The organism is Rahnella sp. CJA17(1/100) (genome assembly GCF_963881615.1).
GTDB classification, from domain to species: domain Bacteria; phylum Pseudomonadota; class Gammaproteobacteria; order Enterobacterales; family Enterobacteriaceae; genus Rahnella; species Rahnella aceris.
Genome location: NZ_CAWOJA010000014.1, coordinates 56610 through 63657, shown reverse-complemented (window position 1 = coordinate 63657; position 7048 = coordinate 56610). Strand labels below are relative to the sequence as shown.

Sequence of the window (7048 nt, the reverse complement as noted above, 5' to 3'; positions counted from 1 at the left end):
AGCCTACCTTCGCCATGTCCTGAGCGTACTGCCGGAGTGGCCCAGCAACAAAGTGGCGGAACTGCTGCCATGGAACGTAGATCTCACCAATAAATAATCGTCAATACGGTGCTCACTTAATGCTTACAGATTTCATACTCAACGGAGGAAGCGGATACGATTTGCTGGAAAATTTCTTCGCGACTCAGACCTGATGACTCCTGCAGCGTTCGAGAAAGTTCAGGGAAAATGCTTTGGCCGGTAAAACTGAGTAAAGCAGCATACGAGCGAATGGCAGCCCCCAGTGCAATACGATCGCGAATGATATCCAGGACATCTTCACAAATTTTCGCTACCGATTTCATCGAAAAATGTGTGGGTGAAGCCGCATGGTACCAGCGTTGCACAAGTCGTCGGATAACCTGCATATCCAGAGCAGGGAGGTTCAGACTGGCACTCTTACCGATCTCTTCCTTAAGACGTTCATGTATTTGGTCTACCGTTGGGAGAAAAATTTGATTTCGCCAGGTGGTGAATTTCTCCAGGTCAAATTCTGATTCATGCGCTTCCGGAGCCAGAAGAGACAAATAGAATCGAACACTGTCCTGATCGTAATCTTTAACAATATCTCGTGCCCAAATCGCGTAGTTACGGCTGGTAGAGAGAGTGCCTCCTTTCAGCGTCAGAAAATGATTGGAATAGAATTCCTGTTCTATGCGGTATGTATCTAGGGTTGAAAGCAATACCGGATAGACGATCAGGTGGCTGAAAGCACAGTCGTATCCAAGAAAATGAATCATCTTTCCCTGGCCAGAGTGACAGAATTGTTCAAACCGTTTTTCACCATCCGGCGTTTTTGCCAGTAATTCCCGGAAAGAGGCTAGATATCCGGCCAGTCCCATAAACCAGGTATGAATACGTCGTGTGCCGTCGGATTTCAAATCAAGACCGCCGTCATGTGGGCGTGTGATTCCCCAATCCAGAGGACCCAGCTCAAATTCTTCCTTAAGAAACTGTGGCATAGGTGGTCGAAGAGATTTGTTGTTGAACAGCTGTTTGAGGAAATTATGATAGGCAGACAACTGCAGGAATTCACGTTCAACGGGGATGAAAGCCATTTTTCCACCACAAAGCTTACAGCGAAATTCCGCCATTTTGGCAGCATCAGGTGTATGCGCACATCCTTCACATTGACTGGCATCTGAGTCTACACCACAGTGGTTACAGAGCCCGCGTCCAAATGCTTCATAACCCCATTTATCACAATGAGAACAGTAAGGCTCCGGAGTGGTTTTGGAATAAATAGCGCCGGCATGATAGGCGGCATTATAAACTTCAGTTACCGCGTCCAGAAAATAGCGGTTATGCTGTGGCTGCATCCAGTTATCAATATGAATACCGACCAAATCCAACGTTTCACAAATTTTTCGAGTGTTTTCTTCTGCCAAGGTCTGATGGTTTCGATCCAGCTCAATGCCCCGGCGCAACATATATGACTGGTAGTCATCTGAATAAGAAACCAGGGCGCAATCATGCCCCTGCTGCCGCTGAACACGAGTAAAAACATCGGCACTCAGAAAGGGCCCGGCAATGTGACCAATATGCAGATCGCCATTAGGTGTGGGAGGGGTAATGGTGACCAAAAAACGACTCATAATGTATCTCCTATTTCAGCATGCTCTTTAAGAAAACTGCTGGCCGTATTTTCATCCCACCATATAACGTAAAAATGGAAATCTTCATCCGTATCATTGATGACGTAATGGTCGGTATGTTTAGGAATTGCCGCGATATCTCCGAATGTAAACGGAAATATTTCATCGCCGACTTTAAGTTTCGCATTGCCTTTAATGCCAATAAAAAACTCCTGATCAATTTGTGTATGAGATTGTGTTTGTGTATGAGGCCGAACCACACACCATCCTGCTCCAATCGGAGTAGGATAACCTTCCCAGGGTAAAAGACGGGAGCCGTCAAGGTCATATTCGTGAACTAATTTATCCCACCGCATCGGACGAAATATTTCAAAAGCAGCCATATTAATTCCTCATGATTACAGTAAATAAATCATCGGGCTTAATTGAGTTAGAAAAAGTTAACTCGCTAATAAAATCTAATTAAATGATGGGTTTTCGCAAATGATATAAATTAAACCAAGGTTTATTTTTTCTAAACTAAAAAGACAGAGAACCCCGGTTGGCGCTCTCCTTATGTAGGCAGGTCAGGCGGGGTATTCATTCTCTTCCGCCACTGCTGTGGCGATGATCCAGTCTCTAAATCGTCTGTTCATCCGCTGTAAAATGGCCGATTCGTCATATACCAGGTAGTACGCGATTGGCGAATCAATGGCCACTCGCAAAGGATTGATGAGTGTCCCATTTTTCAGTTCTTCCCGAACCAGCACACTGCGGATAAGGGCGATACCTTTCCCTGCCAGCGCTGCCTCAAGTACGCCGTTTGAATCGACAAAGACGGGACCTTTATCTGTGTCGGCACTTGGGATACCCACAGCATTAAACCAGACGGCCCAGTCCATTCGATGTTCATCGTGGAGCAGCGTATATCGCGTGATATCAAGCGGTGAAGAGAGAGGCTGTTCCTGAGGTATAAGACGAGGACTGCATACAGGGCGCAGGCGGTCATTCAGAAGACACTGAGATTCCAGACCGGGGTAACGACCTGTGCCATGCCTGACAGCGAAGTCGATCCCTTCTGATAATAAATCCACTCGTCGGTTAGTAGTGCTGATTTGCACCTCAACGCCTGGGTTCTCCCTTTCAAATCCCGGCAGACGTGGCAACAGCCATTGGATCGCAAAACCACTGGTGCAGCTGATGGTAATTTTATTTGGTTTTCCTTCATTCATCAGTCGCTGTGTCGCTTCAGCTATCTGTTTGAATGCCGGGCGGATCGCGCGCAGATAGATTCGGGCTTCATCGGTTAGCTCAAGACTTCGGGGACTGCGTATAAAGAGGCGTATGTTGGTCATGTCCTCCAGTTTCGCAATTTGCTGGCTGATCGCACTGGAGGTGACGCACAATTCTTCAGCAGCTTTTTTCATACTTAAATGCCTGGCCGCTGACTCAAAGCACATAAGTGCATGTAAAGGTGGAAGTTTCATAATTAGTCCGATTATACGCATTAGTTAAACTTAATCATAAAAGAAAAACTTGTTTGTCTGTGTGCTGACATGCTTTTAAAGTTTTTTATGTTTAAGCTTTATTAAACTTGAATATATATACAACATTTTTCTTTTAATAAAAAGAGGTGTAAAAATGCGTATTTCAGACTATATCAGATTATTACTTCTCGCTGCTATCTGGGGAGCGAGTTTTTTATTTATGCGAATCGCAGCGCCTGAGTTCGGTGCGATTAACACCGCTTTTTTACGCGTGTTCTTTGGCTTTGTCGGACTTGCAGTTATCTTATTTTCTATTAAATCCTCATTTAACTTCGACGGTAAATTTAAATCATCTCTTATTTTAGGTGTGATTAATTCCGGCTTACCATTCTTTATGTATTGCCTTGCCGCCAGATGGCTGCCCGCCGGATATTCGGCCATACTCAATGCAACCACACCATTAATGGGAGCATTGATTGGATTTGCTTTTTTTGGCGAAAAACTATCAAAAAGAAAATGGGGTGGGGTGATACTTGGGCTGGTCGGCATTATGATAATAACCTCCGTCGGAGAATCGCATTCCACGAATGAGACCATTGCCGGCGTTGTGGCATGTCTTGTGGCTACGGGGTGCTATGGTGTAGCCGGTTTTCTGACCCGTCGATGGATCTCAAACAAAGGAGGATTGGATCCAAAAACTGTCGCATTCGGCAGCCAGATTGGAGCCACTTTATTTTTACTGCCTTTCTTTATCTGGAGTACCACAACCGGACCGACCATTAACTGGATGCAGGGAGAGGTATGGGCTAGCGTACTTGCCGTCGGAATAATTTGTACTGCTTTTGCTTATATTCTTTATTTCCGCCTGATTGCAGATATTGGTCCTCTGCGTTCACTCACTGTCACCTTTCTGATCCCGCCATTTGCAGTGTTGTGGAGCTATCTGGCCTTGGATGAAACCATTAATGAAGGGTTTATTGTCGGCGCACTAATTGTGTGTGTTTCTGTGTGGCTGGTTGTCAGTCCAGAGAAAGTACGGGCAACCATAAAAAGTGAAGCAGTAAAATAATACTCTGATTGATGACTAGCACTGCAGTGTTGGGAGAGGGATTTATATGTCACATAATATTCCGTTATCTTCGTTACGGACTTTTATTGAAGTCAGTCGCCAGGGAAGTATGAAGCTTGCTGCAGAAAAAATGTGCATCACAACGGGTGCCGTAAGCCAACAGATCCGTCACCTCGAGGAGCAAATGGGAATCAAATTATTCTCACGCCACGGAAAGCGTTTGATGCTGAGTATCCCGGGTCTCAGTCTGCGGGATGCTGTGGCCCGGGGATTTGAAGAGATTGAAAATGGTTGGGCAAGGATTGCCCCACCGGTTCAAAATCAGTTGGTCATATCCGTTGTGCCGGTCATTGCTTATCGGTGGTTATTACCACATCTCAACTCTTTTCAGCAGCAGAATCCACGAATCAGTCTTTCACTGAGAGTATGTCAGCCGTCAGAGCAGCTGAGAATGGAGAATGCAGATATTTGGATATCATTATCTACGCTATCAGGTGAAGATCTGAGTAGTGTCCCGTTGTGGAAATCAGCGCTCATTCCGGTCTGTCATCCTGCATTGTTGAACGGAATGATGATCTCTCAACCCGAAGATTTACTTCATTACCCTCTACTGAAAAATATCAACCTGAGCGGCTGGAATGAATGGTTCACGCTTAATGATATAAAAGGGGAGGCTCGTTCACGCGGAGGTTGTTTTGATGATGAATTTGGACTCATCAATGCAGCACTCCTACAACAAGGGATCGCGCTGGTTCACGAACATTTTGTCCGTGAAGAGCTGGAAAACGGAACACTTGTGCAACTTTTTCCTGATTCTCAAACCCGGTACAGTACCTGCCAGTTCGTTCATCGGCAGGGAGCTCATCGTCACTGGATGGTACAAAGCTTTATGGAATGGCTAAACAGCATCTGTATGCAGACAGGTTGTTCAGAGACACTTTTATCTCAACAGCCACATTTTAATAACAGAATTAAAATTGGCGAAGTAAGGTGAGTAATAATACTGAGCCACACCTGCGAAGAGTTGCTGCTCAACCATAAGTGTTGCCAAAACATGGAACTTAAAGTGATAAGGAAACGCGATTTGCGAACAGTTAATTACTTTAAAAACAATAACTTAACTTCGCATAATGTGCATTATGTTAAATTACAATCATTCAACTGCATGTTCTTTTTTCCTCAAAAAATTCCAGTACAGGCTTTCCTCTCCTCTGGAACTCTTATCTAGCTTCGTAATGCGATAAAAGAGGTGATCAGCAAAAACGCCGCATCGCTAAAGTGTGTTTTAAAGCCGTTGTGCAGGAACAGGAGATAAACATGGCCATGAAGCTCATTAGAAAAAAAACTCCACGAGGTGCCCTGAAACGCTGGTTAACTGAGGAAGAAGAAACTGCCGTTAAAAATATCTTCGGCCACAAGCAGGTGCGCAGTGCGCCGGATCACGCATTGGCGGAACACGTTATTCACGAAATGCGTGAGAGTGAACTCTGGCTGCAGTGCAGCTGCATAGCCGGCGACACGCCCGCGCTCAACAGTGCCAAGCTGATGTCTGAAACCCAGACGCTGTTCCTGTCAGGATTTGGTCACAGTCATGATCCGTCCTGTCCGATGTTCCGGGTCTTTAAAGGCGATGAGGATGCCACCCGTTCAGGAACCCGGCAAGCTGCCGGCAGCAAGCGCCTCAATTACCGAGATTTTTTACCCGCCGACGAGTCGGAAACGACCATTAAAGCGTCGGGCAAGCCGGTGACGGCAGGCGATGACCGAACCCGGCGCAAACGCCGTCCCCGCCTTGCGCGCCTCCTCCTGACGCTCATTGAGGATGCGGGACTGAACACCTTCAGCCCGGTCAGCCCGCTGCCTAACCAGACGGCCAGAATCTGGCTTGACGCCCTCGCGGCCTCAGCGGATGCGCAGGAGTTTATCCGCGGCCGCCGGCTTTCGGAAATCGTGCGCTTTCAGCCAGCGATGGGCGAAGCTGCTCAGGAAAGGCTGATGCTGGCACTGGAGCGCCCGGGCGCAAACTGGCCTGCTGGCAAAGCCCGGGTTTTTTATCAAATATTCATGTCGGACCTGGTCAGCCGTGAGCACGTAACCTTTGCGTGGAACGGCGGTGAACGCACGTTCGCCCCGGAGAAAGGTGTCAGCATCAACGGAGAGTCGCAGGAAGGCGTGAGGCCACCTTACTGGGTGATACTGGCCTTTCGGCGCGGGGCTGAGGGTTCGGTAATATGCAGTGAAGGATATGCGCACGCCCTGTTCCGGCGCACCTGCCCGGTACCGGTAGACAGCGGACTGGAGCGGCAAACGCTGGAAGGGATAGCAGAAGTGGCCAGATGGCTCAAAGGCAAAGCAGGCGACCTCACCCTGCTGAAACCCCTGTTTGATATTGAGGTGGACGTCGAGGGAGAGAAAGGCTATGTGCTGCCGGATTTTATTATTCAGGCCATAACGCCAGACGGCCGGGAGCATAACGTGATCATTGAGACAATGGGATACACCGATGACGAATACTGCGAGCGGAAAGCCGAACAGCATAAAGGGATGCGGACGCTGGGATTACTGCAGACAGATCCACCCCGTTGGCCACAGGAACTGGATAAGCCCTTTATTAATCACTTATACGGGGTAATGTTGAATCTCGAAGGAGTAAAAATGAGTGACTAGACTCTGCTCTATTGCAGCCTCCCTTAAAGGAATTGCGCACTTTCGGTGTAAAAGCTCAATCCAGGGTAAATGCTGCGTGCCCGCGAGGGGTAGTGAGTTATAGCAAAGTGATAAGCCAACGTGATGGTAAATTGCTGCCGTGTTGTCGCACCGGATGACTGACGTGTGACCGTGGTGATATCATCGAAATGAGGGTATGAAGAAGGTGGCCA

Annotated in this window: 7 protein-coding genes; 4 read left to right on the top strand and 3 right to left on the bottom strand. The window is 47.4% G+C overall.

Annotated features, from left to right (window positions below; all coding sequences use genetic code 11):
• The coding region (locus AACU55_RS09780; protein WP_134706128.1) for a transposase domain-containing protein at window positions 1-97 on the top strand (97 nt) is incomplete at its 5' end.
• Window positions 98-116: 19 nt separating this feature from the next.
• Here AACU55_RS09780 and AACU55_RS09775 read toward each other — a convergent pair.
• From AACU55_RS09775 to gcvA, 3 genes are all read right to left on the bottom strand, one after another.
• Window positions 117-1634 carry a methionine--tRNA ligase gene (locus AACU55_RS09775; protein WP_134706935.1) on the bottom strand — a complete coding sequence of 506 codons (1518 nt, stop codon included), beginning with the start codon at window positions 1632-1634 and terminating at the stop codon, window positions 117-119.
• Window positions 1631-2017: a cupin domain-containing protein gene (locus tag AACU55_RS09770; protein ID WP_134706934.1), complete on the bottom strand. Its 387-nt coding sequence runs from the start codon at window positions 2015-2017 to the stop codon at window positions 1631-1633. Before AACU55_RS09770 ends, AACU55_RS09775 begins: the two co-directional genes overlap by 4 nt.
• A gap of 183 nt (window positions 2018-2200) precedes the next feature.
• The gene (gene gcvA / locus AACU55_RS09765; RefSeq protein WP_134706933.1) at window positions 2201-3100 is read right to left on the bottom strand and encodes a transcriptional regulator GcvA; all 900 of its coding nucleotides are present in this window, start codon (window positions 3098-3100) and stop codon (window positions 2201-2203) included.
• A 154-nt stretch (window positions 3101-3254) separates the two neighbouring features.
• On the opposite strand from gcvA, the gene AACU55_RS09760 reads away from it, so the two are divergent.
• From AACU55_RS09760 to AACU55_RS09750, 3 genes are all read left to right on the top strand, one after another.
• Window positions 3255-4169, top strand: a complete 915-nt coding sequence (locus AACU55_RS09760; protein ID WP_134706932.1) for a DMT family transporter — start codon at window positions 3255-3257, stop codon at window positions 4167-4169.
• Window positions 4170-4215: 46 nt separating this feature from the next.
• Window positions 4216-5163, top strand: coding sequence for a LysR substrate-binding domain-containing protein (locus tag AACU55_RS09755; protein ID WP_134706931.1), 948 nt, complete (start codon window positions 4216-4218; stop codon window positions 5161-5163).
• Window positions 5164-5486: 323 nt separating this feature from the next.
• Window positions 5487-6836, top strand: a complete 1350-nt coding sequence (locus AACU55_RS09750; protein ID WP_134706930.1) for a hypothetical protein — start codon at window positions 5487-5489, stop codon at window positions 6834-6836.
• Window positions 6837-7048: the final 212 nt, after the last annotated feature.

Excerpts from the sequence above, each read along its gene's own strand:
- AACU55_RS09750 (WP_134706930.1), top strand. The coding sequence starts at position 5,487 with ATGGCCATGAAGCTCATTAGAAAAAAAACTCCACGAGGTGCCCTGAAA.
- AACU55_RS09755 (WP_134706931.1), top strand. The coding sequence starts at position 4,216 with ATGTCACATAATATTCCGTTATCTTCGTTACGGACTTTTATTGAAGTC.
- gcvA (WP_134706933.1), bottom strand. The coding sequence starts at position 3,100 with ATGAAACTTCCACCTTTACATGCACTTATGTGCTTTGAGTCAGCGGCC.
- AACU55_RS09770 (WP_134706934.1), bottom strand. The coding sequence starts at position 2,017 with ATGGCTGCTTTTGAAATATTTCGTCCGATGCGGTGGGATAAATTAGTT.
- AACU55_RS09775 (WP_134706935.1), bottom strand. The coding sequence starts at position 1,634 with ATGAGTCGTTTTTTGGTCACCATTACCCCTCCCACACCTAATGGCGAT.
- AACU55_RS09760 (WP_134706932.1), top strand. The coding sequence starts at position 3,255 with ATGCGTATTTCAGACTATATCAGATTATTACTTCTCGCTGCTATCTGG.